The organism is Flavobacterium piscis, assembly GCF_031457575.1.
GTDB lineage: Bacteria > Bacteroidota > Bacteroidia > Flavobacteriales > Flavobacteriaceae > Flavobacterium > Flavobacterium piscis_A.
Genome location: NZ_JAVDWQ010000011.1, coordinates 15,234 through 39,806, shown reverse-complemented (window position 1 = coordinate 39,806; position 24,573 = coordinate 15,234). Strand labels below are relative to the sequence as shown.

The following is a 24,573-nucleotide window of genomic DNA, read 5'->3' as shown; positions in this document are numbered from 1 at the left end:
TTTAATATTGTTCTGAAATTTAACAAAATTTTAAATTGAGGAGTAACCGAAAATCCGAAAAGAGTAGGAATTAACTAACTAAATTTTATTAATTATGATTGAATGGTACAAAAAAGTAGTTTTTGAGAACTATGCAAATTTTAGTGGACGTGCAAGAAGAAAAGAATATTGGATGTTCTTCTTAGCAAATATTATTATCAGTTTTGTTTTAGGTTTCATTATGGGGTTAATTTTTGCATTTATATCACCTAGCTTGGCACCTTTAGCAAATATTTACAGTTTAGCTGTTTTTGTACCATCAATTGCAGTAGCAATTAGAAGGATGCACGATATTGGAAAAAGTGGATGGTATATCCTTATCCCAATATACAATATAATATTGTTGGCTACAGAAGGAGAAAAAGGGGCAAATGAATATGGCCCGGATCCTAAAAATGATTTTGATGAAATCAATGAAATAGGAAGTATTGAAGCATAATTAAAAGTTTATAAAATGGAGACTACAAGACCAACTGAACACTGGAATAATCCTCCAGTTCGTAGAGAAGAAAACAAAAAAGTTTTAGCTGGAGTTTTAGGAATTCTTTTTGGTTATCTAGGAATTCATAAGTTTATTTTAGGCTATACCAAGGAAGGAATAATTCAGATATTGCTTAATCTTTTATGTGGGTTAGGGGGTTTAATTGGATTAATAGAAGGAATCATCTATTTAACAAAAACGGACGAAGATTTCTATCAAACATACCAAGTGGGTAGAAAACCCTGGTTCTAAACATAAAAAATCCCAATTGCTACAGCGATTGGGATTTTTTTTTTATAATTTTTTCTTTTTAACCAATATCTTCTTTCTCGGATAATTTGCGCTCCAATTCTATTTGAAACTCTTCTATAACCGGTTTCATGGTGCTTTCAGGGATATCCGCAATCCTAATGTACATTAAGCCATCTATCGCATTATTAAACAAAGGATCAACGTTAAAAGCTACTACACGTGCATTTTGCTTGATATACTTTTTAATTAAAACAGGCAAACGTAAATTTCCAGGTTCCAGTTCGTCAATAATCTTATCAAATTTATTCAGGTCTGATTCGGCTTCATCAAAAATAAAGTCTTTATCAGCATCTTTCAGTTTTACTTTATACGCTTTTTTAGGGTGAATATATTGCGCAATATAAGGATCGTAATAATTTGACTTCATAAACTCAATCATCAGTGATTTTGAGAAGTCAGAAAATTGATTGCTGATACTCACGCCGCCCAATAAATATTTATGTTCCGGATAACGAAGGGTGGTATGAATAATTCCTTTCCATAACAAGAACAAAGGCATTGGTTTTTGTTGGTATTCCTTAATGATAAAGGCACGGCCCATTTCGATCGATTTGTGCATCATATCATGTAACTCAGGTTCAAATCGAAAAAGATCATTCAGATAAAAACCTTCGAGGCCATATTTAGTATAAATTTCTGAACCCAATCCCATGCGATATGCACCTGCAATTTTTTTGGTTTCTTCATCCCATAAAAACATGTGATGGTAATATTGGTCAAATTTGTCTAAATCGATAGATTCGTTAGTTCCTTCGCCTACTTCACGAAAAGTAATCTCACGCAAACGTCCAATCTCGTGCAAAATATTCGGAATTGTTTTGGCTCTTGCAAAAAACACTTCGTAATTTTTACTTTGCAATAAGCGGCAATCACTGTTTCTTAAAGCATCAACCTCAGCAATCATATTGAATTCATTGGCTGGTGTCACTATTTTTTTAGGGGCTTTCGGAATTTTTAAATTAGACGGATCCAGCAATTTATGATCCTTTTCAAAAGGATTTGCCAGCATATAGGTTTTCTTTCTTAAAAATTCTGAATACTCTTCAAATGATTTGATTTCGTTTTGTTCGTTTACGGAAATAGGTTTTCCGATACGAACTTTAATCACCCGATCCTTTTGTGTCAGTAATTCAGAAGGCAATTTTGCTGTACGCAAAGTATCATCAATTTTAGAAAGCCAGTAGAATAATCTGCTGTTTTTGGCATGAAAATAAATGGGAACAACCGGAACTTTAGCTTTTCTGATTAATTTCAAAGCACCTTCTTCCCAAGGTTTATCCACGACTAATTTTCCGTCTCTGTAAGTTGAAACTTCACCTGCAGGAAAAATCCCTAAAGGCTTTCCGTCACTTAAATGACGCAAGGTTTCTTTGATTCCCACTACGCTCGATTTAGCATCCTTATGATTTTCAAAAGGATTCACGGGCATGATGTATTTTTTAAGCGGAACAATTCGGTGTAATAAAAAATTGGCGATAATCTTGAAATTAGGTTCTCTTTCTAACATTAATTTCAATAATAATATACCGTCAATTCCTCCAAGAGGATGATTGGAAATCGTAATATAGGCACCTTCTTTAGGCAAACGTTTTAAGTCTTCTTCCGGAATTTCGAATTTAATTTGTAATTCGTCCAACACGCCGTTTAAAAACGTAACGTCCTCTAAATGTTTATTATGGTCATAAATTTTATTGAGGGTTGATATCTTAAGAACCTTCATAAGAATCCAGCCGGAAAAAGTACCAAAAACTCCGTACTTCTCCACATTTATTGCTTTTGCAACTTCTTTCGCGGTAACTAAACCCATGTACAATTTTTAATTTATTAGAGCAGCGAACAAAGATAACAAAAAACTCTACTTTTCGTTCTTTCAAATACAAACTTTCCTCTTTTTTATTACATTTGAAAATCAAAAAAAAAGGTGAATGAAAATTATTTCTTATAATGTAAACGGAATACGTGCCGCCATTGCTAAAGGCTTTATCAATTGGCTGGAACAAGCTAATCCGGACGTAATTTGTCTTCAGGAAATCAAGGCTACACAAGAGCAAATTCCGACAGAAGATATAACAAAAGCAGGTTATCCGTATCAATACTATTATCCTGCAACCAAAAAAGGCTACAGTGGTGTGGCTATCTTATCTAAAATAAAACCCAATAATGTCGTTTTCGGAACCGGAATTCATCACATGGATTTCGAAGGCCGTAATCTTCGTGCCGATTTTGATGATTGCTCCGTAATGAGCCTTTATTTACCTTCGGGTACTAACATCGATCGTTTAGACCATAAATTTATGTTTATGGATGATTTTCAAACGTATATCAACGAACTGAAAATTACGATTCCAAACCTTATTATTTGTGGTGATTACAATATTTGCCATGAAGCAATAGATATTCATGATCCTGTTCGCAACAAAACAGTTTCAGGATTCCTCCCTGCTGAGCGGGCGTGGCTTGATGGTTTTATGAAAACCGGTTTCGTTGATAGCTTTCGTCATTTCAACAAAGATCCCCATCATTATTCGTGGTGGAGTTATCGTGCCGGAGCGAGAGGAAATAATAAAGGCTGGCGTATCGATTATAATCTGGTCAGCAATACTTTGCAGCACAGGTTAAAACGTGCCGTTATTTTGCCAGATGCGATACATTCAGACCATTGTCCGGTTTTAGTCGAAATCGGGTAAAACTGGTATTGTTATTGTGAAGTAAACAGTAATTTTTTCAGGAGCTTATTCCTGCTGTACGCTAAATCTTTTTATACGCAAAAAAAGCATATAAAAAGGATACCGCTTCCATCAGGGCTGGGGCTTTACGATAAAAAGGAATTTTATAAGAATTGATAACCTAAATTATTAAATACCATAAGCAAAAATGATTAAAAAAGCCTCAATCGGACTATTAGTATTAGCCTTATCCGCTTCATCATGTGTGTCCAAGAAAATTTACAACGATCTGGAATCAAAATATTCAGATTTAAAAAAAGAAAACCGCTCAATTGCTGATGAAAATGCCGAACTGCAAAAAGCAAAAAATCAGTTAGAATTGAATCGTGACGCTTTAACCAAGGATCTGAACAGTACAAAAGCAGAACTTGAAAAACAAAAAGCCGATTTAGCTGCTGAGCAAAAAAAATACAAAGTATTGCAGGATTCATACAATGCATTAGAGAAGAACAGTAATGATGCCCTGGAAAAAAACATGAACAAAAATCGTGAATTGTTGGCGCAATTAGAAGCAAAATCAAAAGCTCTGGCCGAAGAACAAGCACGTCTTGATAAAACAGCAAATCGTCTGAATGAACTGGAAGCCATGATTGCTGCCAAAGAAGCAGCTATGAGAACACTTAAGGAAACATTGTCTAAAGCCTTAAATGGTTTTGAAGGAAAAGGGTTGACTGTAGAACAAAAAAATGGAAAAGTATATGTTTCCATGGAAAACAAACTGCTTTTCAATTCAGGAAGCTGGGCAGTAGGAACTGAAGGTAAAAGAGCAGTTGTAGAATTAGGAAAAGTTTTAGGTGACAATCCGGATCTTTCCGTTTTAATAGAAGGTCATACAGATGACGATCCGTACGGAGGTTCTGGTCCAATAGCCAATAACTGGGATTTATCTACTAAAAGAGCGACAGCAATTGTGGCTATTTTAAGTGAAAACACCAGAATCAACAAACAAAAATTAACTGCAGCAGGACGCAGTGAGTTTTCGCCTTTGGCAAGTAACACAACTGCAGAGGGAAAAGCTAAAAACCGTAGAATTGAAATTATCCTGACACCAAATTTAGATGAAATAGCAGAAATGCTTAATAGTATTAATTAAGGTTCATAGGTACAAAGGTACAAAGGCTCAGAGTTTTAAAACTTTGAGCCTTTTTTATTGATATTCTTAGTTCGTCCTAAAATCAATTTTATACCATTTAGAAATATAAAATAATCCGATTTTTTTTACTCCTTCTCCTTTGAAGAGGGCTGGAGTAAGGAAAACAAAAGACTGTTTTATATTTCTAAATGGTATTATATGAATCGTTCCTCTGGAACTTTTTTAAATTTATCATTGCATATTATCAACGGATTTAATCCGTTGATAACAAAGCATGACAAAAGGATTTTCGCAGGAACGATTCATATTTATGCTTTTTCGATTAAAATACTTACGGCATTGCCTCCAAAACCAACAGCATTAATCAAGACTTTTTGTATGCTTTTTGTTTGATTTTGTGTTTTAGCAAATGGAACATTGATAAACGTATCATACTGCATCATTAAAAGAGCTAATTCCAGACTTAACATTCCAGATGCACCGAAAGTGTGGCCTATTTTCCATTTATTTGTTGTTAAGAGCGGGATATTTTCTCCAAATACTTTTTCAATAGCCCGCAATTCCGTCAAATCACCTTTTATGGTTCCGGGTGCATGCATGACAATAACATCTACATCTTCCGGATTTTCATTTTTTAAGGCCATTTTCATCGACTTCTGAAAACAGTCCGCTTCGGCTGAAATGGAAATGTTATGTTCTAAAATTTCAGTTGCATAACCTACTCCTGTTACATAAGCTATTGCGTTTTCTTTTTCACCCGTTTCCAGACAACAAACACCGGAACCTTCTCCCAAAATCATGGTGTTTTGTGTTTTTTCAAAGTCAAAAGCGAGATTGGGCCACAATTCTTCTTTTTGGTTAATGCGGGAATATATTTTCAGGGCACGCATCTGGGCTATTGTAAAATCGGTCAGCGGAGCTTCACTACCTCCAACCAAAAATTTGTCAGCCATTCCAGATTTTAGCCAGGCAACTCCATTTAAAAGAGCATGAAGTGCGGTAGAGCACGTAATAGAATGTGAAATTTCTGGACCCACACTTTGTAAATCGTGTGCAATCCAGGAGGAAATATTTCCTAAAGTAGTGGTTGGAGAGGCTAAGGTTTGCGCTTTTCCTGTATCAAGATATTCCTTATAGTGTTTTTCGAATAAATCAGTTGCACCCCGGGAAGACCCTATATTGATTCCGAAAATATCATTTTTATTCCAGCCTGCCTGATTAATAGCCTTTCGTGAAGCAGCCAAAGCAAACAAAACCGAATCGTCCAGAAACTTATATTTGATATCAGATTCCCGAACTTTGGCAATAATTTTCTTGGAGTCAGCTTCTAAAACTGCAATTGAAGTTTCCTGCTGATCAAGAAATTGTGTTGTAAAACAATGTTGGTTGTTAAGATACTTTTTCCAAATTTTCTCAGGATTGTTTCCTAAAGGAGAAATCGAAGAAAAAGCAGTTATGGAGATTTTTGGTGAATTCAAAGTAATTAATTTAACCGCAAAGTTCGCAAAAGTTTATGCAATATTAACCATATAAGTGATATAAGTTCATATTATAGAATACAAGTCACGCTACTTATTTGAACTTATATAGTTTAAAAAAATTAAACCATTTCAATCGCTTCTTCAATTGTAGAGTATACTTTTAAAAGTTGCTCATCGGTCATGATATAGGGAGGAAGAATATACACGATATTGCCCACAGGTCTCAAAATAACTCCTTTGTCAATAAAGAAATTGTATAATTTGTTACGCATGGAGCCGTAATAACTTTCTTTAGAAGAGGATTTTATTTCTAAGGCAAAAATAACACCCAGCGTTCTGGCTGTAATTACTTTTGGATGATTTTCAATTTTCTTCTGAAATTCCAAATGTTTCTTATTGATTCTTTCAATATTAGCTTGCATTTCATCAGTTAGCAATAAATCAATACTGGCTAAAGCAGCTGCACAACCCGTTGGATTTGCCGTAAACGTGTGACCATGAAATAAGGCTTTGTTAATATCGTCATCATAAAAAGCATCAAAAACGTCTTGGGTAAAAGTCGTAATCGACATTGGGATTGTTCCTCCCGTTAACGCTTTTGATAAACAAATCATATCTGGTTCTTCAGAAACATAATCCATGGCAAAATTTCTTCCTGTTTTACCAAAACCGGTCATGACTTCATCTGCAATGGTTAAAATATCATTTTCTTTGCAGACTTTAATTAATTTTGCCAAAGCTTCCGACTCATACATTACCATTCCGGCTGCACCCTGAACCAAAGGTTCAAAAATAAACCCCGCGCAATTATGACTTTGAATTACATTTTTCAAAGCATCAAAACTAGCTTGTTCGTGTCCTTTTACAGGAACCGGAATCCGAACGACATCAATAAACATTCCCTGAAATGCCTGAGTATAAAATGAAATTCCGCTTGCTGCCATTGCGGCAAAAGTATCGCCGTGAAAAGCATTTTCAAAAGCAATTATAGTGGTTCGTTTCTCATTTTTATTAAAAAAATACTGTAACGCCACTTTAATAGCTACTTCAACAGCGGTTGATCCATTATCCGAAAAGAATATTTTTTGTTGGTTTTTAGGTAAAATTTCCATCAGTTTTTCTGCCACTTTTATTGCCGGTTCATGAGTAAAACCTCCAAATAAAACATGTTCCAGAGTAGTCAGTTGTTTATAAATGGCATCAGCAATGTATTTGTTGCTGTGCCCAAACGGATTTACCCACCAGGAGGCAATGGCATCAATATATTCTTTATTGTTTTCGTCCCAAAGTAAAGCTCCTTCACCTCTTGAAATGACAATTGGGATCTGTGATGTTTTATGTTGAGTATAAGGATGCCAAAGGTATTGGCTGTCTTTTTCTGTTAAAGTCATTTTTTAAGAATATAGAAAATAGAGTATAGAATAAAGACTACACGCTATAATTTTCGACAAAGATAAGAAAGTCTATTCTCTTTGTTCTTTTTTCTATTCCCTATAAATTTAAAAGATTCTCCCGAAATAAATCAGCGTATTCACGAACTACATTTTGGTCAAAATAGGGCTCTTCGTCAATTCTTCCAATGCATTTTATTCCTGTTTTGTTCAAAATTATGCTTTCTGTTGATTTGTTTTCGCTTCCGCTGAAGATAATTCCGGAGACTTTCAAACCTCTATTTTGGATGACTTCGATAGTCAACAAGGTATGATTAATACTTCCCAAATAATGTCTTGAAACTACAATTACTTTATAATCTGGTTGTATTAAATCGATAATAGTATCTTTTTCGTTTAACGGGACAAAGATCCCGCCAGCTCCTTCAATAACCAAGTGATTATCAGTTTTCGGTTCTTTAATTTCAGATAAATTAATAACAATTCCATCAATTTCTGCCGCCAGATGAGGACTCGCTGGGGTGTTTAATTGATAGGAATTAGGGAAGACTTTTGATTTTTGATTTTTGATTTTTGACTTTACTTTATGACTATCGGAATTTTTCAGATCTCCTGCCTGAATTGGTTTCCAATAATCGGCTTGTAAAGCTTCAACAATTATAGAAGAGGCAATTGTTTTGCCCACGTCTGTAGAAATCCCGGTTATAAATATTTTCATAGGCGTTTGTTTCACAGAGATTTGCAAAGAAAAAAAAGATTCACAAAATCTTAGTGCAACTTTGTGACTCTCCCAGTGAATCTCTGTGTAATAATTTCTTTCTTCAAAAATACCAATAAAAACAACAAACCCATCATTACGATGGGCTATGTTTATTATTCTTCTTTTAATTCGTCGATTACTTTTCTTATTTCTTTGGCATATTTACCGTAAAAATGATGTACCCACCATTCTAAAGCTAATCCCATAAACAAAATTGAAAAGGTTACAGCAGAAAAAATCCCGGCCAGTTGAATATTATTTAAAGTATCAATTGTCATGTTTTGCGTTTGAGGAAACTGGTAATATGCATGTCCAATCAAAAACAAAATCACAAAAGGTGTTAAGGCAAATCCGAATGTTTTGTATAATTCCATATTCAAACGCACATCAAAATAGGTTTCGTACAAACTGTCTTTTGTTTTTAAAGTGATATTGTTTAGTCTTTTGTAAAACAAATAGAGCTTTACTAAATAATAGATACTAACTGCCACAAATATGCTAAAAAGCAAATAAAAAGGTGTTATGGATTTCTCCGGAAACTGAAATATAATTGGTGAAAATCCGATTAATATCATTGAAATGATTTGGTAGAAAAACTCATTTTTAAGGTTTTTTCTAATTTTATCCAAAGGTGTGTTGGCCGATTGTATTTTTTTTAAATTATCAGGAACAACAACATTATCTGTCTTTTCGTTATTCCATGCGTTTTGTATGTCGTTAAAATCCATATCCTTGATTTTTAATTATTTCTTTTAATTTTTCTTTTGCCCTGTTTAATTTTACTCGGGCATTTCCTTCAGAGATTCCAAGATTTTCTCCAATTTCCTTATGTGAGAAGCCTTCAAGCTGATAGAAAATAATCGCTTTGTCAATTTTTTGCAGTTTCTGAACTGCTTTGTAAAAATGCTCTAGCTGACTTTCTTTTACGTGAGAATCGCCTTCATCGTCTTTAATGTTTTCTGAAGCAATTTCATACTTGTCTACTTTTCGTTTTTCTTTTTTCAAAAAAACGATAGCCGTATTAACTGCCACACGGTACATCCAGGTCGAAAACTGACTTTCATTTCTAAATGTATCATACGATTTCCAAAGCTGACAGACAATCTCCTGAAACAAATCCTGTTGATCATCATAATTGTCCATGTACATCTTCGAAACTTTGTACAAAATTCCTTTATGGCTTTCTATCCGGTTTAAAAATTCTTGTTCTTTCTCTTTCAAAACAGCACTATTTCATTACTGGTTTAACCGTGTATCCCACTTTTCTTAACAAATTGATGACTCCTGATTCGCCCGCTAAATGCGCTGATCCTACTGCAAAAAAGAGGCTTTCGTTTTTCATTAGTTCAGGCATTTGTTTAACCCAATTTTCATTTCTGTTATCCAGTATGCTTTTTCTTGTTATCTCGCTTGTGAATTTTATATCAGTAGTAATGTCGTATAATGCGGTTATGTTTTCCACTTTGTATTGGGCTGTTAATTTTGCTGTTTCCTCTTTACTGGATTCTTCCAGCATAGCGATCATTTCTGTATCTGAATACCCTTTTCTAAATGCTTCCATTTGATCTTTCACCGTTTCAAGTCCACTAATTGGAATATTTCTTTGTTTGGCTGTTTCTATAAAATTCATTTCATAAAATTTCAAGTCATTACAACCAAAAGTTTTCATTGAAATTAAGCTCATAACCGTAAATAAACTAAAACTGTCTACTTGCTGAATGGTCATTCCTGTCTTTTTTTGGAGGATGTTGTCTAATTTTTGTAAATCCTGAGCACTTAGTGTTTTGCTAAGAGGCTCTTTTCCCATTGCCATTTGTTGCATATCTGTTATTTCTTTTGGATCAGACAAATCAATTTCCAATACTAATTTAGTTGAGGAATCGAATGCTTTTTTTGCTTTTTCCGTCAGAAAATAATCTGCTGAGCAAATCATGTGGATGGTTCCATACAAATAAGAAGGTTTTGATAATCCGTTCCCTGAAACTTCCCATAAAAGGGAATTTTCTAGTTTTGGAGATTTCGTTTGGGCTTGAATTACGGTACTAAAAATAATTGCGATTGCTACTACTGCTGATTTGAATAAATTTTTCATTTTTGCTGATTGATTAAGGTTGATGATTGAAACGCTATATAAATTTCCGATTTGATTACGACTCGTAAGTAATTAAACAATCAAAACGTTACAAAAAATTTTAAACTTTTTATGAAAGTTGAGTAAATACAGGCTTTAGGCGAATATATTTTTTTATAAAATTCTAAATTTTGCAGCGATTCACAAAAGGAAAAACGCAAAGAGCCACAAAACTAACTTGTGACTCTTTGCGAAAATTTCAAGAATCCCTGTGGAATAATGTTAAAATATAAAATCCCTTAATAGTTCCAGAACATGATTGATTTCTTCTTCTGAATTGTAACTATGGATACAAAAACGCAGACGCTCCTGTCCTTCCGGAACGGTAGGGGAAAGGATAGGTTTTACATCAAACCCTTTGTCCTGGAGTTGTTGGGCTATTCGCTTAGTATTTTCATTCCCTGGAATAATAGCAGACTGAATGGCTGATTTGCTTCGGACAAACATAGGTTTTAGGCCTAATAAGTTTTTTTGCTGATTGAAATACACGATATTTTGGCGCAACTTTTCAATGGTTGCCGTGTCTGTTTCTAATTGTTGATAGGAAGTTAAGATTGTAGCAATAGAATGTGGAGATAATCCTGTTGTATAAATAAAGCTGCGGGCAAAGTTAACTAAGTACTCCATAAGTTCAGCACTTCCTAATACAACCGCTCCGTGACAGCCTAAACCTTTTCCGAAAGTCATGATTCGTGCAAAAATTCTGTCCTGAAGTTGCAGATATTGTGTTAATCCTTCGCCTTTTTCTCCAAAAACACCTAAAGTATGCGCTTCATCAACAACTAAATAGCAATTGTGTTTTTCAGAAAGCTGTACTAATTCTTCAAGATTTGGGCTGTCACCATCCATCGAAAAAACGGTTTCCGTAACAATATAGATGTTCGTATCCCGGAATTTCTGAATGAGGTGTTCTAAATCTTCAAAATCATTATGGTTGAATTTATATGATTTAGCGTTTGACATTGTAATTCCGTCCCGAATAGAAGCATGGCTTAATTCATCATACAGAATAACATCATTTCGTTGTGGTACAGCGCTGAAAAAGCCAACATTGGCATCATAGCCCGAATTAAAAATTAAAGCCGATTCAGCACCATGAAATTGAGAAATAAAATGCTCTGCAATTTGATAAATAAAATGGTTGCCGGAAATTAATCTTGAACCAGTTGCCCCATTCTGAATAATATCATTTTCGATCAGATAATGGTGTGCGAGTTTAAATATAGATTCAGATTTCGAAAATCCTATGTAATCGTTGGAAGAGAAATCGACAAGATTATTAAAACTTGGCAATCTTCTTAAAGAATTGTTTTGCTTTCGGTTTTCGAGTTTCTGAAGAAGGTTTTTCGGTAATTGCATAAAACAAAGTTATGAATTTCAGATTAAACTTCTTTTAATTCTGATCCTTAACCCAAATGGAAACAGGGTCCTTGTTACCTTCTTTAGACAGGTAAATAGATACTGACTGACACGAGTGAAGCGAATCGACGAAGCAGTTAGCTCTGAAAACAAAAAGCCAAATTTTAAAGTTGGCATTAACTGATCTGTAAGTCTTCTTTCTCAATCCATTTAAAATTTCCTTTTTCAGTTGCATCGAGTAGGTCAATATTTAGTTTATTGGAAAGATTTAAACAAAATTGATAAGCCGATTCTTTATTTTTAAAATCACACATTTTATAATGCCTGTTTTTTACATACCAAAGATTAGTTCCATATTCACCCCATTTGTTTTGAAAAAAAGAAACATATTCAAACTCTGTTACTTTTGATTTTACATCATATGAAAATGGTCCGACAACAAATCTTGTTATGATAATACACTCACTAACATTTATAATGATATCTTTTGTCGCAGAAAAGTTTAATCCATAGACAAAACAGAAACCTCCAACAGAAATAAATGAAGCAATAAGCTTAATGCAAGGTACAAGAGATATGCCTAAATAAATCACATAAATCATTATACCAAACAAATAGATAAAAACACTAAAAAAAACAGCAGCTAATACTAATTCATACCAACTTCTTTTTTTTTCTAATATTGAAATTTCAGATTTATTGCTGTTTTTCATATTTCAAAAATAAAAAAAAAGCCAAACATTGCTGCTTGGCTTATAATTATTTATTGAATTGCCTTAGTCGGCTAAAACAATTATTTTATTGTCTTTCATTTCGATAGTACCTGACTCAATTTCTAATGTGTAGGTCTGGTCATTTACTTTTGTGAATTTTCCCGCTACTTCTTTTGAGAAATTAAAGCTTGTGGCTGTAATTTTTATGGTTCCTTTTTCTAAAATAGAAACAATAGGAGCGTGGTGGTTCAATATTTGAAAGCTTCCATCAACTCCTGGTAATGTAACTGAAGTTACTTCTCCTGAAAATAATTTTGCTTCTGGTGATACTATTTCTAAAATCATCTTTTTTTGGGTTAGAAGTTATTTGTTAAAGGTTAGAAGTTGCGAACAAACGTTTAACTTCTAACCTCTAACTTTTAACTTATATATTATGCTTCAGCCAACATTTTTTCTCCAGCTTCGATAGCATCCTGAATAGAACCTTTCAAGTTGAAAGCTGATTCCGGAAGGTGATCTAATTCACCGTCAATAATCATGTTGAATCCTTTGATAGTATCTTTAATGTCAACCAATACTCCTGGAATACCCGTAAATTGTTCCGCTACGTGGAAAGGTTGGGATAAGAAACGTTGAACACGACGTGCTCTTGATACTGATAGTTTATCTTCTTCAGATAATTCTTCCATACCTAAGATCGCAATAATATCCTGCAATTGTTTGTATTTTTGAAGAATTTCTTTTACTCTTTGTGCACAGTCATAATGCTCATCTCCTAAAATTTGAGGAGTTAAAATTCTTGAAGTAGAATCTAACGGGTCAACCGCTGGATAAATACCCAGCTCAGCAATTTTACGAGACAATACAGTTGTGGCATCTAAGTGAGCAAACGTTGTTGCCGGTGCCGGGTCAGTTAAGTCATCCGCAGGAACGTAAACCGCTTGTACAGATGTAATAGATCCTTTGTTTGTAGATGTAATACGCTCTTGCATAGCTCCCATCTCTGTTGCCAAAGTTGGTTGGTACCCTACAGCAGAAGGCATACGTCCTAAAAGTGCTGATACTTCAGAACCTGCTTGTGTAAAACGGAAGATGTTATCAACGAAGAACAATACGTCTTTACCCTGATCCGTTCCTGCTCCATCACGGAAATACTCTGCAATAGATAATCCTGAAAGTGCCACACGAGCACGAGCTCCAGGAGGCTCATTCATTTGTCCGAAAACGAAAGTAGCTTTAGACTCTCTCATTCCTGGCATATCTACTTTAGATAAATCCCATCCTCCATTTTCCATAGAGTGCATGAAATCATCACCATATTTAATAATTCCTGACTCTAACATCTCACGAAGCAAGTCATTTCCTTCACGTGTTCTTTCTCCAACTCCTGCGAATACAGAAAGTCCACCGTGACCTTTTGCGATATTGTTGATCAACTCCTGAATCAAAACTGTTTTACCAACACCGGCACCACCAAACAATCCAATTTTACCTCCTTTTGCATAAGGCTCAATTAAATCTATTACTTTGATTCCTGTGAATAAAACTTCAGATGAAGTTGATAAATCTTCAAACCTGGGTGCTTGTCTGTGAATAGATAAACCGTTTTCTCCTGTTTTTGGCAAGTTTCCTAAACCGTCAATTGCATCTCCAATTACATTGAATAATCTTCCGTATACATCCGGACCGATTGGCATTTGGATTGGATTACCAGTTCCAACTACTTCATATCCTCTCGATAATCCGTCTGTTGAGTCCATAGAAATGGTACGAACAGTGTTTTCACCAATGTGAGATTGTACTTCAAGAACTAATAATGTTCCGTCTTTTTTAGTGATTTCTAGTGAATCATAAATTTTTGGAAGTTCAACATCTTTACCGTTAAAAACGACATCAACTACTGGTCCAATGATTTGGGCAACTTTTCCTATTACTTTTGACATTACTTATGTGTTTATTAAATAGCTATTTAGGTTTAACGAAAATACCTCTTTTTTCAGAGCGCAAAGATAATTTTTTAATATATAAAATCAATATTTTTTTTATAAAAAATACTATGTTTTTGTTTGATTCATAAAAGCCTGGCCTATAAATATCCAAAGTGGTATTTTTTTGTGTAAATAAAAAAGCCACTACATTTTGGAAACGAGTGACTTTCTTAGAAAAAATGGTTTTTTTTATAATGATGCAGGATATTGAATTGGATACGAACCTAAATCCACATGACGTAGGGTTGAATCGTATTTTTCATTAATTGCATCAATAAATATATTGGCAATTAAGCCATATCCCCTTGAGCTTGGATGAACACCATCTAATGAAAACGCACCACCTGTTACATAAGTAGAAGACATTGTATAATTCCCAAATCTATATCCTCCACTTGACAATTGAGTCATTATTGCTCTTGTATCAACAAAAGCTAAACCTTTTTCTTTTGCAACGGCTGCAATTGTTTCATTATAAGCATCTGTTGCTTTTTTAACTTCTGCAGCTTCGTCTTTAGTTAACACCCAATTATCTGCCAATGGTACTGAAAGCCCATTTACTTTAGTAGGGTCTCCTCCTACAGTTGTACCAATAAATGTTCTTGCAGATAAAATCACTAAATCATCTTTGGTAGCTTGTCTGTAAGACGGAAGTCCCACAGCAGAAAGATTTGTTAAATAGCTATCTACAATTACTACTGCATTGTTACCAGCTTTAAATATGATTTTTCTTCTTGCCGCCTCCTCTGCTGAAAGCATTTGGGCTGCAACTAATTGGTCGAGACCTCCATTATAAACAGCATAACCGGCATTTAACTGTGTTGCCAAAGCCTCTGAAAGAGGAACAGGATTGTAAGGAACAGTTGTGAAATAAGGCAAAGCGGTAATGTATGGCAAATTAGCGACAACTCCTTTTGCTCCATTAGTCGTTAAAGCTGTTACTAAGTTTGAATATACACTTGCAAAAACGGTTGGATCTGTAATGTCATTACTGCCGTATGTTGCAGGATTCATATTCCCGGTTTGGTCTTTTCCAATTCCACCAGAAGTTGCGTAACTTAAAACATCATTTCCCCCAATGAATAAAGAGAAAAAAGTAGGGGACTGCGAAACCGCATCAGCCAAAATTGTCGTTGAAGGTGTACTTGCAAATCTGGCAAAATAAGGATTTGCAGCTCCTGATGCAACTCCGGCAACATTACCATAACCAGCAGCTAGCAAGTGAAAACTTTTGGCTCCAGGGACACCCAGGTTGTTAAATGAACCTGTAAGATGAGTTGTTACTTCGGTGGTTGGTGTACCGGTCACATTAACGGGACCTGCCCCATTGAAATATAAACGTGTTCCAGCAACGACATTTCCTCCTAAAAGCAAACCGCCAATATTATCATTCATAAGGGGAGTTGTAAAAGTTCCTCCTCCTGCAGCAACAAATTGCTGTGCTAAAATATTTGTATAGGCTCCTTCCTGACCTCTTTTAAAAAGGGCATTATCACTATATCCGGCAGCAAAAGAATCTCCAAGTGCTACATACTTTGTAAACACTGCCGATCCTGGGGTAACAGGAACTTCAGCCGGACTGTCATTATCATCATTATTACATGCCATAAAGGTTAAGGAAACCAATAACAGCCATTTTATATTTTTTTTCATGATTTTTTAGTTTGAAATTAATAGTTCAATAGAGATAACTACAAATTATGGATTGATAGTTAATGATGCAAACCATTGTTGACCAATAGCTCCTGCTCCAATAACCTGAAGGTAATCATCTCCAAAAAGATTCGTAGCACCAATTTTAAGAACTGATTTTAATTTTGGGAATGCATAATTTATCTGGGCATCCAAAACGGTGTTTTCAGGAATCATACCATCTCCAAAAGAAGATTGCCATATGTATTCTGTGTTCCATCTTACATTCACATTAAAGCCTAAATTTTTTGTTAGTTTAGAATTTCCTAGTGATCCTTTAATTCTGTGTTTTGGAGTGTTAAATCCTGCAACAAAACTTGGGTCGTCAGATTGATCAAAGTCAAATTGAGCATAGTTGTAGTTGACTCCCAATTCAAAATTTTTATATACTTTTTTACTCAGGCCAGCTCCAAATCCTAGAGAGGTAATCTGAGCTGTAGTGTTTGTGTATACCTGATACACTCTTCTGTCTCCAAATGCTAGTGCCTGATAGGTTTGCTGTACTGCAGGATTAGAAGAATCTGTTCCTACTGTTCCGTAATAAGGAGATATTACTCTGGCAGTATTCATGAAATCGTTATAAATATTATAATAAGCATTCAAATCAATTGACAAGTCATTTTGAACTACTGAACGATATCCTGCTTCAAAAGCCTGAACTTGTTCTGGTTTTACCAGTCCTATATTAGCTACCTGAAGGTCTCCCGGATTTGATGAAGCAGCGAATGCCTGAACAGAGGTTAGAGTATAAGCATTGCCATATGCGTTTTGGCCAGACATATTTATAGTAGCGGGCTGACCTGCTACAGTTTGACCTGCCGCACTTACATTTACAACCTCTTGAAAGCGGTCTAAATTTTCAGGAGCAGAACCAATTAATGCAAATGGTCCTAAATCTAAGCCAATATATTGATCCTGAGTTGTTGGATTACGGAAACCTGTTTGATAAGACAATCTGAAGTTATGTCTTTTAGACTCTCCGGCAGAGTATACAAAAGAAACTCTAGGAGAAATATTGCCATCAAAATTTTGACTTTTATCATAGCGCATAGATCCTGTAAATTTCAATCTGTCGTCCATGAATTTTTTAGTTAATTGACCATAAGCTCCATATTCCTTGTAGTCAATTGGTCCGTCATAATCTGTAAAAATAGTTCCCTGTGAATCCATTATATATTTTCTCCATGATCCGCCTACCTGGATTTCAGCAAATTTTATAATGTCTTTGAAGTTATAATTAACATCCGAATGATATAATTTTGACTGATCAATAAACTTGGCTCCCTGGGTTAAATCAGGATTTGCAGTTACAGTCTTAAGAGCTTGATTGAATTGCGCGGAGCCCGGTTCGAATCTTGGTTGTCCAGTTGGTGCCGTTGTAAATTGAGGAAGCGGCGCCAAAGCAGCTGGTAATTGGTTATAGTCAGCATAATTTCTGGCAATTAGAGCCGATTCATTTGCATTTGTTCCCATAACTGCTCCTGATAACTGATAAGCTGTTGCGTAATTTGTAAACCATTCAGTATCTGATTTGGCTGCTCTGTTTATGTTCCAGGCTGCAAACCTCATATCGTATGAATTTCCTGCATCTTCATCTGTTGCATAAAATCTTGCAAAAAAGTTCTTGCCTTTTACCTCAATTTTTCCTTGTTGCATCATGAAATCCTTTAAGGCATATCTGTTTGCTCCCTGGTAAATAGTACTTCCTAAGCCAATTTTATATTGTAAAATGATTTCTGTTTCATCTGCCCAGGGTTTAATATGTGCAGAAAAATCTGTTTTGATATTTTTAACTTTGTTATCTGTCAAATCCTGCTCACGATAACCTGTTCTGCTTACCTGTCCAACATTTGGAATAAATGTAGTAACCTCGTCTCCATAAAGATTTAGTCCATCGTAATTTTGGTTTGTTGCATGTCCGATAGCGCCACCTGTCATGCTTCTGGTGTCGGCAGCAATCCATTCTGTTGCTTCCATGTAAGTAAAGTTTGCTTTAAAAGCAAAATGTTTTGTAAACGCTTTGGCTGCTCTAATTCCAAAATCATTATAATCATTTGTTCCTGCTGCATTCTGGCTTGTTTGCCCGTATTTGTAATAAACGCTGATTCCTTCATTTGTGAAAGGACTTTTGCTATTCATGAATAAAATACCATTAAATGCATTTGCCCCATAAAGGGCAGAAGAAGCTCCCGGTAAAAGTTCTACGTTGGCAACGTCCAAATCAGAAATCCCAATTAAATTTCCTAAAACAAAGTTTAGAGCAGGCGATGAATTATCCATCCCGTCAACCAATTGCATAAAACGTGTATTAGCTACGGTAGCAAAACCACGCGTATTGATAGATTTAAATGAAATACTGCTTGTGTTAAAGTTTACTTCTTTTAGGTTCTCCAAACCATCATAAAATGTTGGAGCTGTTGTGTTTTTAATTTCCTGAATTCCCATTCTCTCAATAGTAACAGGGGATTCTATAACACGTTCTGGTGTCCTTGAAGCTGAGACTACTATTTCCTCCAGTTTGTTTTCTTCATCTTTTAATATTACATCGACTTTTTGATTTGCAGATGTAATGTTGATGGTTTTAGATTCATACCCTACAGCAGTAACCTTTATTGTAAAGGGTAGTTTGGCTGAAGTATTTAATTTAAATGAACCGTCAAAATCAGTTGACGTTCCGGATTGATCGCCTACTATAGTAACGTTAGCGCCAGGAATAGATTCTTTGTTACTGTCAGTAACTGAACCACTAATTGTATTTTGCGAAAAGGAAATTCCGCAGGAAAACAACATAATTAGCAAATACACTCTCATTGGAATTGGTTTTGTTAGTTTATGTAGCCAAATTACAAATATTTTTGTTATTATTAAAAAAACGTTAAATAAATTTAATATTTCATATAAATATATAGATTATTTTAACTATTTAATAGGTTAGTTTATTGGATTAACATCAAGAAACGGTGTTTAAAAAACACAAATACTATGCATACATATAAATTTTAAGAAAAATTTTAAGGATAATATAAAAATACTACTAAAATTAAAATTTATTGTAAATAGAAAAAGCGGGACTAAAATCCCGCTTTGAAATATAAAAATTATGTATTTATTCTACTGTAACAGATTTGGCCAAGTTACGAGGCTGGTCAACATTACATCCTCTCATTACGGCAATATGGTAGGATAAAAGCTGTAAAGGTATAGTAGTAATAAGAGGTGATAATGCATCTGAAGTTTCCGGAATTTCAATAACATAATCTGCTAAATCACGTACTTGTGTATCTCCTTTGGTAACAACGGCAATAATTTTACCACTTCTGGATTTTATTTCCTGAATATTACTTACAATTTTATCATAATGCCCCTGCTTAGGTGCAATCACAATAACAGGCATGTGCTCATCAATTAGAGCAATAGGGCCATGTTTCATTTCAGCGGCAGGATAGCCTTCAGCGTGAATATAAGATATTTCTTTCAGCTTTAATGCTCCTTCCAATGCTACAGGAAAGTTATAACCACGTCCTAAATAAAGGCAGTTGGGTGCATCTTTAAAAGCGGCAGCAATTTCTTTTGCTTTATCATTTGTTTCTAAAGCTTCTGCGACTTTTTCAGGAATTATTTCTAATTCTTGTAAATAAGTATGAAAGTCAGTATTGGATAAAGTTCCTTTGGCTTTGCCTAAACGTAGCGCAATCATGGCCAAAACAGTAATCTGAGTTGTAAAGGCCTTAGTTGATGCTACTCCAATTTCCGGGCCTGCATGGGTATAAGCTCCTGCGTGACTTTCTCTTGAAATAGAAGATCCAACAACATTGCAAACGCCAAAAACAAATGCGCCATTTTCTTTTGCCAACTTTATAGCAGCCATAGTATCAGCAGTTTCGCCAGACTGGGAAATTGCAATTACGATATCATTTTTGTTAATAATAGGATTTCTGTATCTAAATTCAGAAGCATATTCAACTTCTACGGGAATACGGGTGAATTCTTCAAAAATGTATTCAGCCACTAAACCTGCATGCCATGAGGTTCCACAGGCAACAATAATAATTCTGTTGGCATTTAGGAATTTCGCAAGATTATCTTCAATCCCGGCCATCTGAACAATTCCTTGATTTGCATGAAGCCTGCCTCGGTAAGTATCTTTGATAACGTTTGGCTGCTCGTAGATCTCTTTAAGCATGAAATGATCATACCCCCCTTTTTCAATTTGCTCCAAATTCATTTGAAGTTCTTGTATGTAGGGATCTACCGAAGAATCATCTTTTATTTTTCTGATTTTAAGAGGCTTGTGTAATCGGATATTAGCCATTTCGCCATCTTCTAAATATATTGCATTTGAAGTATATTCAATAAATGGGGATGCATCAGAAGCGATAAAATATTCTCCTTCTCCTACACCAATTGCCAATGGACTGCCTAATCTTGCTGCTACTATTTCATTAGGGTTTTTTTTATCAAAAACAGCAATAGCATAAGCTCCTACCACTTGATTAAGGGCAATTTGAACTGCTTTTCCTAATTTTATTTTTTCTTTTTTCTGGATTTCTTCAATTAAGTTTACCAAAACTTCTGTATCAGTATCTGAATGGAAAATATATCCTCTTTTTTTTAATTCTTCTTTCAAAGGAGCGTAATTTTCTATAATACCATTATGGATTATAGCCAAATCTCCTGAATTTGAAAGATGAGGATGTGAGTTTACATCGTTAGGGACACCATGTGTTGCCCAACGGGTATGCCCAATTCCTATAGTACCGTTTGAGGTAAAATTTGTTTTTGCTTTTTCTTCCAGATCTGAAACCTTGCCTTTTGTTTTGCAAAGTTTAATGCCTGATTTGCTGTCGTATAACATTACACCAGCACTATCGTATCCTCTGTATTCGAGTCGTTTTAATCCTTTTATTACTATAGGATAAGCTTCTCTATAGCCAATATATCCAACAATTCCACACATATTATATTAATTTATTTTCGTGTAATATACTTGAAGTTTAACTCTTTTATCTCCTGATGCAGCTGTTCCTCCAAATAAAACTGTTCCTAATGGGCTCATTACAGATGCTGTAGGGATTTCTTTAAAACTATTGCTGTTTACACTTTTAGGATCTAATTTATTAGAAGTGCTAATAGCAATGCTTTCTGTTACCACTAACCCCAGTTTTACATTTTCTGCACTATCGTTTTTCAAAATATTACGGATGTGGTCAGTTATTCTGATTTTATATATTTTTGAAGTAGTATTGTTTTCAGTTATTTTTTGAATCATTCCATCAAAAATATACCTGTTTTTTTTAGGCACACCACTAAAGGTACTTGCATCGGTTAAATAGTCCCGCAAAGGGGTATTGTTTGTGGCATTGTACAAATAAACTCTTTCTGGGGCGACAACTCCTTCCTTGTTCATTTCACTTTCATCTACATAAAAAATCAAATTGGCTTCATTAACGATCCATTTTTTATCAGCAACATTTTTTCGGATTTCTGTCAATTGGTTTTCAAAATCAGAAAGTTCAATAATTGCCATTGAGCCCTGACCTCCTTTTATATACAATTTTTCATCTTCAATTTGATCCGTTGCATTTGAACTTGCAGTTGCATATTTTTCAACAGGATTGCTTTCCTGAAGCAGGCTTGTTGTGTTCCCCTGAAGGTTAATTACAAGTGTTTTTGATTCTCTTTCAGTTTCGGCATCTGTAGTAATGGCGGTTTTTGCCCTGTAAAAAATATTTATTTTTCCTTCACTAAAATTAAGCATAGCCATTGTACCTGGTGTGGTTCCTGAATTTTCTACTTTAAAATACAGCCCCTTAAAATAATTCTTAAAAACGTCATCAGCAGCTAATTTTGATGCCGGAGCGTTGAAGATTTTATCTCTAAAAAATATAGTATCCAAATGCAAACGCATTTCTGGTTTTATTTTTTTAATGACTTCAGCTGCAGTTTCTGTTTCTTTAGTCGTTTCTATTATTTCATTGGAATTGAAATAGAAACCATCATTTTCAGAATCATCAGCAAATTCTTCAAAAGTCCCATCTGGTTTTTTTCTTTTTTTTAGTGTTCTATTGTTTAGCCTTGTTCCTAAAGACTCAGATTGTGTCTGAAATTCACCATTTTTATCCGTATAATAAAAATTACTTGCATTTACATCATTAACTTTATAGTTGTTCATGAAAATACCCGATTCGTAAACACTCAATTTGATTTTTCCATTAGGAGGGCCGTAGATAGAATCTAATTCATAAGTTGTCAATCCATTTATAGTTTTAATAGTGCTGAAATAGGGTATATGTAAAGTAATACTGTCGATAATGACACCTTCTCCAAATACTGGACTGTAAGTTGTCATTGAAACCTGTGTATTAAAATTTGCTGTTGTAACACCAAAGGCTGGATTATCATATATTCCTAGTGCATTTATGCTCAAATTGTTTGCAATTACCGGGGTAACCTTCTGATTATATGCTTTTACGTCATACAGTTCCGGCTCTAAACCAAAATGATTATCACCAATTATATCATCGCCAATGGTGTTAAAATCTTTATCGCAAGAGTATAAAAGAACAAGCGTTGCTACTAATAGAGTTTTCTTAATGAAAGAAGTATTGTACATGTTTAATAATAAAGTTAATTTAAAGCCCCATACTTTTGTAGAAATTTGTATACGCTTCTGCGAATGCATCTTTCGTGGCGAAAGGTAAAAAAGGTTTTCCTGAAGATTCTATAAATTTTGTTAAACTTGGAGATACATTTTCTGAAGCAATGATTACTGCATCAGAATGTAAGATGCTGGCTTTAAGTATGTTTTCATAATTAGGTGTTTCTAAATCTGTAATTGCTTCATGAGGAACACCATCAAATTTTACTTTGTTTATCATTTCTAAATCTAAATTTTCGTCAAAAGACTGTCCGTAAACAGAAGTTACAATTTTAGTTTCAGAAAATAAAGCTTCGTTTTTATAATAATGTTTCATGTAAATTGGCAGCATAGAAGCCAACCAGCCATGAACATGTATAATGTCGGGTACCCAATTCAGTTTTTTTACTGTTTCAACAACACCTTTTGCAAAAAAAATAGCCCTTTCATCATTATCTGGATATAAAATTCCTTCTTCATCGGCAAAAGTTGCTTTTCTTTTAAAGTATTCGTCGTTATCGATAAAATATACCTGAATTCTTTCTTTTGGAATAGATGCTACCTTGATAATCAATGGCATATCTAAGTCATTCACTACCAAATTCATCCCTGAAAGTCTGATTACCTCGTGTAATTGATGTCTTCTTTCGTTGATATTTCCATACCTTGGCATGAAAATTCTTATCTGTCCACCCTGATCATTTATCATTTTAGGCACATCATAAGACATTAAAGAAACCTCATTTTCAGCCAAATAAGGCACGACTTCAGATGATACATATAATATCCTCTTATCTTTCATAATAGTAATTTACTTAAATTTTGGTAATAAAAACGTTGCAAAATTACAAAAATTTATGCAGTTATTAACTAATATATTATGTTTGCACTAAATTTTAATAATACCACCATGCATATTTTTTACGGTAAAGTGGCTCTGATAGGATATTTAAAAACTATCAAAACTGCAAATTCAACTATTGGGTTTGTGCCAACTATGGGGGCTTTACATAAAGGTCATTTGGCTTTAATGCAACGTTCGATTAAAGAAAATGACGATACTGTTGTGAGTATTTTTGTCAATCCAACCCAATTTAACAATCCGGAAGATTTAGATAAATATCCAAGAACCCTTGAAGAAGATGTAAAAAAAATGCGTGGTCTAAGCGATAAGATTATTTTATATGCGCCAAGTGTTGACGATATTTATGAAGGGAATACTGTTTCTCAGTCCTTTGATTTTGACGGACTTGAAAATCAGATGGAAGGGAAGTTCAGACCTGGACATTTTAATGGTGTTGGTACAATTGTAAAACGCTTATTTGAAATTGTATGCCCAACGAATGCTTATTTTGGTGAAAAAGATTTTCAGCAGCTGCAGATTGTTAAAAAAATGGTCGAAAAAAATCATTTACCTGTAAATGTTGTGGGTTGTCCTATTTTTAGAGAAGATAACCAATTGGCAATGAGCTCCAGAAATGAGCGTTTAACTATCGAAGAACGAAAAGAAGCTGCTATTATTTATAAAACCTTAACCGAAGCAAAAGAAATATTTCAGACAAAAAGCCCGGAAGAAACAATTGAATTTGTAGAGAACTCTTTTAAGGGGAACGACAGATTTGAACTGGAATATTTTGTAATTGCTGACGAATCCACATTATTACCTGTCGATTTTAAAAGTATAGACAAAAAATACCGTGCGTTTATAGCGGTATTTGTTAATTCTATAAGGTTGATTGATACGATTTCATTAAATTAATTTACCTTTGC

At 34.5% G+C, this 24,573-nt stretch carries 21 protein-coding genes; 5 read left to right on the top strand and 16 right to left on the bottom strand.

The window, feature by feature from the left end; translation table 11 throughout:
* The first annotated feature begins 94 nt into the window (after positions 1–94).
* Together J2W48_RS15510 and J2W48_RS15505 are read left to right on the top strand one after the other, a co-directional pair.
* Positions 95–478: a DUF805 domain-containing protein gene (locus tag J2W48_RS15510; RefSeq protein ID WP_310282552.1), complete on the top strand. Its 384-nt coding sequence runs from the start codon at positions 95–97 to the stop codon at positions 476–478.
* A 15-nt stretch (positions 479–493) separates the two neighbouring features.
* Positions 494–772 (top strand): TM2 domain-containing protein, encoded by a 279-nt coding sequence (locus tag J2W48_RS15505; protein ID WP_294927272.1) that lies wholly within the window; start codon positions 494–496, stop codon positions 770–772.
* A gap of 58 nt (positions 773–830) precedes the next feature.
* On the opposite strand, the gene J2W48_RS15500 is transcribed toward J2W48_RS15505, so the two are convergent.
* Complete coding sequence (locus J2W48_RS15500; protein WP_310282551.1) at positions 831–2,639, bottom strand: GNAT family N-acyltransferase; 1,809 nt, start codon at positions 2,637–2,639, stop codon at positions 831–833.
* A 118-nt stretch (positions 2,640–2,757) separates the two neighbouring features.
* Here J2W48_RS15500 and J2W48_RS15495 point away from each other — a divergent pair, with 118 nt between their 5' ends.
* Both J2W48_RS15495 and J2W48_RS15490 read left to right on the top strand, forming a co-directional pair.
* A complete protein-coding gene (locus J2W48_RS15495) occupies positions 2,758–3,519 on the top strand; it encodes an exodeoxyribonuclease III (protein ID WP_310282550.1) in 762 nt (253 codons plus the stop codon).
* 187 nt (positions 3,520–3,706) lie between these two features.
* Positions 3,707–4,651 (top strand): OmpA family protein, encoded by a 945-nt coding sequence (locus tag J2W48_RS15490; protein ID WP_310282549.1) that lies wholly within the window; start codon positions 3,707–3,709, stop codon positions 4,649–4,651.
* Positions 4,652–4,959: 308 nt separating this feature from the next.
* Here J2W48_RS15490 and J2W48_RS15485 read toward each other — a convergent pair whose 3' ends face one another.
* From J2W48_RS15485 to J2W48_RS15415, 15 genes are all read right to left on the bottom strand, one after another.
* Positions 4,960–6,129, bottom strand: coding sequence for a beta-ketoacyl synthase N-terminal-like domain-containing protein (locus J2W48_RS15485; RefSeq protein WP_310282548.1), 1,170 nt, complete (start codon positions 6,127–6,129; stop codon positions 4,960–4,962).
* A gap of 122 nt (positions 6,130–6,251) precedes the next feature.
* Entirely contained in the window at positions 6,252–7,523 is a 1,272-nt protein-coding gene (gene bioA / locus J2W48_RS15480; protein ID WP_310282547.1) for an adenosylmethionine--8-amino-7-oxononanoate transaminase, read from the bottom strand.
* A 100-nt stretch (positions 7,524–7,623) separates the two neighbouring features.
* A complete protein-coding gene (bioD, locus tag J2W48_RS15475) occupies positions 7,624–8,241 on the bottom strand; it encodes a dethiobiotin synthase (RefSeq protein WP_310282546.1) in 618 nt (205 codons plus the stop codon).
* A gap of 155 nt (positions 8,242–8,396) precedes the next feature.
* Entirely contained in the window at positions 8,397–9,011 is a 615-nt protein-coding gene (locus J2W48_RS15470; protein ID WP_310282545.1) for a hypothetical protein, read from the bottom strand.
* Entirely contained in the window at positions 9,001–9,504 is a 504-nt protein-coding gene (locus J2W48_RS15465; RefSeq protein ID WP_310282544.1) for an RNA polymerase sigma factor, read from the bottom strand. Before J2W48_RS15465 ends, J2W48_RS15470 begins: the two co-directional genes overlap by 11 nt.
* Before the next feature lie 7 nt (positions 9,505–9,511).
* Positions 9,512–10,375 (bottom strand): TraB/GumN family protein, encoded by an 864-nt coding sequence (locus tag J2W48_RS15460; protein ID WP_310282543.1) that lies wholly within the window; start codon positions 10,373–10,375, stop codon positions 9,512–9,514.
* Between the two features lie 261 nt (positions 10,376–10,636).
* Positions 10,637–11,773 carry an aminotransferase class I/II-fold pyridoxal phosphate-dependent enzyme gene (locus tag J2W48_RS15455; protein ID WP_310282542.1) on the bottom strand — a complete coding sequence of 379 codons (1,137 nt, stop codon included), beginning with the start codon at positions 11,771–11,773 and terminating at the stop codon, positions 10,637–10,639.
* 176 nt (positions 11,774–11,949) lie between these two features.
* The gene (locus J2W48_RS15450; protein WP_310282541.1) at positions 11,950–12,486 is read right to left on the bottom strand and encodes a hypothetical protein; all 537 of its coding nucleotides are present in this window, start codon (positions 12,484–12,486) and stop codon (positions 11,950–11,952) included.
* A 63-nt stretch (positions 12,487–12,549) separates the two neighbouring features.
* Entirely contained in the window at positions 12,550–12,831 is a 282-nt protein-coding gene (locus J2W48_RS15445) for a F0F1 ATP synthase subunit delta/epsilon (protein ID WP_310282540.1), read from the bottom strand.
* A gap of 86 nt (positions 12,832–12,917) precedes the next feature.
* Positions 12,918–14,429, bottom strand: a complete 1,512-nt coding sequence (gene atpD / locus J2W48_RS15440) for a F0F1 ATP synthase subunit beta (protein ID WP_310282539.1) — start codon at positions 14,427–14,429, stop codon at positions 12,918–12,920.
* 234 nt (positions 14,430–14,663) lie between these two features.
* On the bottom strand, positions 14,664–16,127 hold the full coding sequence (locus tag J2W48_RS15435) for an SGNH/GDSL hydrolase family protein (protein ID WP_310282538.1): 1,464 nt from the start codon (positions 16,125–16,127) through the stop codon (positions 14,664–14,666).
* 45 nt (positions 16,128–16,172) lie between these two features.
* The gene (locus J2W48_RS15430; protein WP_310282537.1) at positions 16,173–18,977 is read right to left on the bottom strand and encodes a carboxypeptidase-like regulatory domain-containing protein; all 2,805 of its coding nucleotides are present in this window, start codon (positions 18,975–18,977) and stop codon (positions 16,173–16,175) included.
* Between the two features lie 295 nt (positions 18,978–19,272).
* Complete coding sequence (gene glmS, locus J2W48_RS15425) at positions 19,273–21,123, bottom strand: glutamine--fructose-6-phosphate transaminase (isomerizing) (RefSeq protein WP_310282536.1); 1,851 nt, start codon at positions 21,121–21,123, stop codon at positions 19,273–19,275.
* Between the two features lie 6 nt (positions 21,124–21,129).
* A complete protein-coding gene (locus J2W48_RS15420) occupies positions 21,130–22,779 on the bottom strand; it encodes a BamH family beta-barrel-assembly machinery protein (protein WP_310282535.1) in 1,650 nt (549 codons plus the stop codon).
* A gap of 19 nt (positions 22,780–22,798) precedes the next feature.
* Positions 22,799–23,605: a glycogen/starch synthase gene (locus J2W48_RS15415; RefSeq protein ID WP_310282534.1), complete on the bottom strand. Its 807-nt coding sequence runs from the start codon at positions 23,603–23,605 to the stop codon at positions 22,799–22,801.
* 78 nt (positions 23,606–23,683) lie between these two features.
* Here J2W48_RS15415 and panC point away from each other — a divergent pair, with 78 nt between their 5' ends.
* A complete protein-coding gene (gene panC / locus J2W48_RS15410; RefSeq protein ID WP_310282533.1) occupies positions 23,684–24,562 on the top strand; it encodes a pantoate--beta-alanine ligase in 879 nt (292 codons plus the stop codon).
* Positions 24,563–24,573: the final 11 nt, after the last annotated feature.

Bases quoted from the DNA above. Each gene is read 5' to 3' on its own strand.
- J2W48_RS15510 (WP_310282552.1), top strand. From the start codon at position 95: ATGATTGAATGGTACAAAAAAGTAGTTTTTGAGAACTATGCAAATTTT.
- J2W48_RS15505 (WP_294927272.1), top strand. From the start codon at position 494: ATGGAGACTACAAGACCAACTGAACACTGGAATAATCCTCCAGTTCGT.
- J2W48_RS15500 (WP_310282551.1), bottom strand. From the start codon at position 2,639: ATGGGTTTAGTTACCGCGAAAGAAGTTGCAAAAGCAATAAATGTGGAG.
- J2W48_RS15495 (WP_310282550.1), top strand. From the start codon at position 2,758: ATGAAAATTATTTCTTATAATGTAAACGGAATACGTGCCGCCATTGCT.
- J2W48_RS15490 (WP_310282549.1), top strand. From the start codon at position 3,707: ATGATTAAAAAAGCCTCAATCGGACTATTAGTATTAGCCTTATCCGCT.
- bioA (WP_310282547.1), bottom strand. From the start codon at position 7,523: ATGACTTTAACAGAAAAAGACAGCCAATACCTTTGGCATCCTTATACT.
- bioD (WP_310282546.1), bottom strand. From the start codon at position 8,241: ATGAAAATATTTATAACCGGGATTTCTACAGACGTGGGCAAAACAATT.
- J2W48_RS15470 (WP_310282545.1), bottom strand. From the start codon at position 9,011: ATGGATTTTAACGACATACAAAACGCATGGAATAACGAAAAGACAGAT.
- J2W48_RS15460 (WP_310282543.1), bottom strand. From the start codon at position 10,375: ATGAAAAATTTATTCAAATCAGCAGTAGTAGCAATCGCAATTATTTTT.
- J2W48_RS15455 (WP_310282542.1), bottom strand. From the start codon at position 11,773: ATGCAATTACCGAAAAACCTTCTTCAGAAACTCGAAAACCGAAAGCAA.
- J2W48_RS15450 (WP_310282541.1), bottom strand. From the start codon at position 12,486: ATGAAAAACAGCAATAAATCTGAAATTTCAATATTAGAAAAAAAAAGA.
- J2W48_RS15445 (WP_310282540.1), bottom strand. From the start codon at position 12,831: ATGATTTTAGAAATAGTATCACCAGAAGCAAAATTATTTTCAGGAGAA.
- atpD (WP_310282539.1), bottom strand. From the start codon at position 14,429: ATGTCAAAAGTAATAGGAAAAGTTGCCCAAATCATTGGACCAGTAGTT.
- J2W48_RS15435 (WP_310282538.1), bottom strand. From the start codon at position 16,127: ATGAAAAAAAATATAAAATGGCTGTTATTGGTTTCCTTAACCTTTATG.
- J2W48_RS15430 (WP_310282537.1), bottom strand. From the start codon at position 18,977: ATGAGAGTGTATTTGCTAATTATGTTGTTTTCCTGCGGAATTTCCTTT.
- glmS (WP_310282536.1), bottom strand. From the start codon at position 21,123: ATGTGTGGAATTGTTGGATATATTGGCTATAGAGAAGCTTATCCTATA.
- J2W48_RS15420 (WP_310282535.1), bottom strand. From the start codon at position 22,779: ATGTACAATACTTCTTTCATTAAGAAAACTCTATTAGTAGCAACGCTT.
- J2W48_RS15415 (WP_310282534.1), bottom strand. From the start codon at position 23,605: ATGAAAGATAAGAGGATATTATATGTATCATCTGAAGTCGTGCCTTAT.
- panC (WP_310282533.1), top strand. From the start codon at position 23,684: ATGTTTGCACTAAATTTTAATAATACCACCATGCATATTTTTTACGGT.